At 71.3% G+C, this 3,013-nt stretch carries 3 protein-coding genes; all 3 read left to right on the top strand.

What is annotated here, in order from left to right; translation table 11 throughout:
- The first annotated feature begins 155 nt into the window (after positions 1–155).
- The 3 genes from EAD96_RS15820 (at position 156) to EAD96_RS15810 (ending at position 2,984) form a co-directional block, all read left to right on the top strand.
- Positions 156–368, top strand: coding sequence for a hypothetical protein (locus EAD96_RS15820; RefSeq protein WP_120570380.1), 213 nt, complete (start codon positions 156–158; stop codon positions 366–368).
- A gap of 113 nt (positions 369–481) precedes the next feature.
- Complete coding sequence (locus EAD96_RS15815) at positions 482–1,645, top strand: low temperature requirement protein A (protein ID WP_121684834.1); 1,164 nt, start codon at positions 482–484, stop codon at positions 1,643–1,645.
- Between the two features lie 100 nt (positions 1,646–1,745).
- A complete protein-coding gene (locus tag EAD96_RS15810; RefSeq protein ID WP_121684833.1) occupies positions 1,746–2,984 on the top strand; it encodes an AbfB domain-containing protein in 1,239 nt (412 codons plus the stop codon).
- Positions 2,985–3,013 lie beyond the last annotated feature (29 nt).

Raw genomic sequence — 3,013 nt, 5'->3', positions numbered from 1 at the left:
CTCGTGGGCTCGGAGATGTGTATAAGCGACAGGCCCGTCACTGCCGGACGCGGAAAGTACAGCCTGCTGTACCCCGGCCGTCGTGCTGGCGGGATCGTTCCCGGCCGGCCGCGCGCCTAGCGTGGTGGCAGAAGAGATCACCCGAGGAGGCAGCCGTGAACGACCTGGACCGTACCGCCGAGACCGCCGCAGCCCCGACGCCGGTCACCCGGATGCGCCCGCTGCTCTGGCTGGTGCTGATCGTGAGCGTGGCCGCCAACGTGACGCTGTCGGCCGTCCTGGACAACCCGTGGGCCGGTTCCGCCTTCGGCGCGCTGGCGCTGGCGTGCGGGGTGACCCTGGCGATGAACCACTACCGCAACCGCTGACCGCCGCGGGCGGGCCGTGACGACGATCGGCCCGCCCTGCCGCGTTCGCCCGCGCGAGCGCCGCACCGGCTGGTACGACTGGTGTCGGCGACGGCGCGTACCGAGGGGACCGGATGGCGAGTGGGCTGCGAGGACATCTGCTGCGGCCACGTGAGGCCTCCCGCCGGGCGTCGTTCCTGGAGCTCTTCTTCGACCTGGCGTTCCTTCTCGCGCTGAACCGGCTGTCCCTGACGCTGGAGCACGACCTCAGCCTCGGCGGGGCGTTCCGGACCGCCCTGCTGCTGGCACCGATCTGGTGGGTGTGGTTCGTGACCGCGTGGTCGACGGACTGGTTCGACCCGCGCTCCCCGGTGATCGTCGCGCTGCTGATCTGGGTGATGTTCGGCGGCCTGCTGATGGCGGCCTCGGCACCCACCGCGTACACCGGGCACGCGCTCGTGTTCGCCGGCGCGTACGTGGCGATCCACCTCGGCCGGCCCGCCCTCCTGCTGCCGGCGCTGCGCGGGCATCCGCTGCGGCTGCGGAGCCTGCGGGTGGCGATCTGGTTCGCGGTCTCCGGGGTGCTCTGGGTGGCCGGCGCGCTCGCCGGTCCGGCGCAGGTGGCGCTCTGGACCGCGGCGGTCGTGCTGGATCTGGTGCTGGCCCGGCTGCGCTGGCCGACGCCCGGGCTGGGCCGCGCCACGTGGAGCGACCTCCAGATCGTCGGCGAGCACCTGGCCGAGCGCTACCAGCAGATCTACATCATCGCGCTGGGTGAGCTGATCCTGTCCGCCGGCATCGTCTACAGCGCCACCGGCTTCGACAGCTACCGGACGCTGGCGTTCGCGCTGGTGTTCGTCAACGCGGTCAGCATCGGCGCGCTCTACCTGGTGCCGGGCGGCATGCGGCTCGGTACGGCGATCGAAGCGCTGGGGCCGGCCGGGAGCCGGCTGGGCCTGCTGGCCGGCTACCTGCACCTGGTGATGGTGGCGGGCGTGGTGGCCGCCGCCGTCGGCGCGAAGGTGATGATCGCCGAGCCGCTGTCCCGCGACCCGGCCGCTTTCCTGGTGACGCTCAGCGGCCCGGCGCTGTTCCTGATCGGCTGGATCCTGCTCGCGGCGGCCGTCCATCACCGGGTGTCCTGGCACCGGCCGGCCGGGCTGGTGGCGCTGGTGGCGCTGGGACTGCTGGCCCACCGGCTGCCGCTGCTGGCCGGCTCCGCGCTGATGGCCGCGCTGCTGATCGCCATCGTGGTCGTGGAGACCGCCACCCTCCGGCGGACGGGCCGGCCGGGTTAACGCTGCGAATCGATTGACAGTCAGCTATGTAAACGCCAGGCTAGAGGGCGTTGTTAGCGTTAACTCGGCCGACATCTCCCCCGCAGAGAAAGGCCCCCTCGTGCCCCTGACCCGACGCGCGTTCACAGTCGGCGCCCTGTCCGCCGCCGCCGCCGCATCCGGCGCGCTCAGCCTGCCCCGCGGCGCACTCGCCGCGCCGAACACCGCCTACGCGATGGCGTACTTCACCGAGACGCCGAACGGCGTCGGCGCCGACTACGGCCTGCACCTGGCCGTCAGCCGGGACGGCCTGAACTGGACCCCGCTGAACCAGAACAATCCCGTGGTCACCCCGACCGCCGGGCAGCTCGGCCTGCGCGACCCGTTCGTGCTGCGCAGGACCGACGGGACGTTCGTGGTGCTGGCCACCGACCTCAAGGGCACCAACTGGGGGCTGACCAGCCAGTACCTGCACGTGTGGGACTCCACCGACCTCACCGCGTTCACCGGCTACCGGCGCGTCCGGATGCACACGCTCGACACCCACACGTGGGCGCCGACGGCGTTCTGGGACGCCGCCCGCGGCCAGTACGCGATCGTCTACTCCGCCAACAACGGCCGGGACGTGCTGTTCGTCAACTACACGAGCGACTTCCGCACCGTCAGCGCCCCGCAGGTCTACTTCAGCCCGGGCTTCGGCGTGCTCGACGGCGACGTGGTCGTCGACGGCGGCACCACGTACCTCTACTACAAGAACCTCGACGACGGCTACCTGTACGGCGCCCGGTCCGCCACCGGCGCGCCGAACAGCTTCACCACGTACACCAGCGGCCTGCGGCAGGGAAACGCGATCGAGGCACCGCTGCTGCTGCGCACCAACGAGGGCGGCTGGCGGCTGTGGGGCGACTCGTTCAGCCCGGTCAACAACGACTACTACGCCTGGTCCACGACCACCATCTCGGGCAACTCGTGGACGCCGCTGAACCAGCGCGACTACACCCCGCCGCTGAACTCCAAGCACGGCTCGATGATCGGCATCAGCGACGCCGAGTACGCCGGCATGGTCAACCGTTGGGGCACGCCGAACTGGGTCCGGCTCAAGTCGTCGAACCTCCCCGACCGCTACGTCCGGCACGCCGACCGGATCGCCCGCGTCGACGCGTACCCGTTCGACCCCTACCAGGACCAGATGTGGCGCATGGTCCCCGGCCTGGCCGACTCCGCCGGCGTCTCGTTCGAGTCGGTCAACTATCCCGGCAACTACCTGCGGCACTACGACTACCGGCTGCGCATCGACCCGCTCGGCGCCGGCTCCCCCGCGATCGACCGCCAGGACGCCACGTTCCGGGTCACCGCGTAACCGTTCCCCACCACCACCGTCCCCCACCG

This window comes from Micromonospora sp. BL1 (assembly GCF_003667485.1).
Classification (GTDB): domain Bacteria; phylum Actinomycetota; class Actinomycetes; order Mycobacteriales; family Micromonosporaceae; genus Micromonospora; species Micromonospora tulbaghiae.
Note: the sequence above shows the minus strand (reverse complement) of the source record. Positions and strands in the feature narration are given on the sequence as shown.

What these genes read in the sequence shown, in the direction of transcription:
- EAD96_RS15815 (WP_121684834.1), top strand. Translation starts at nt 482, where the DNA reads ATGGCGAGTGGGCTGCGAGGACATCTGCTGCGGCCACGTGAGGCCTCC.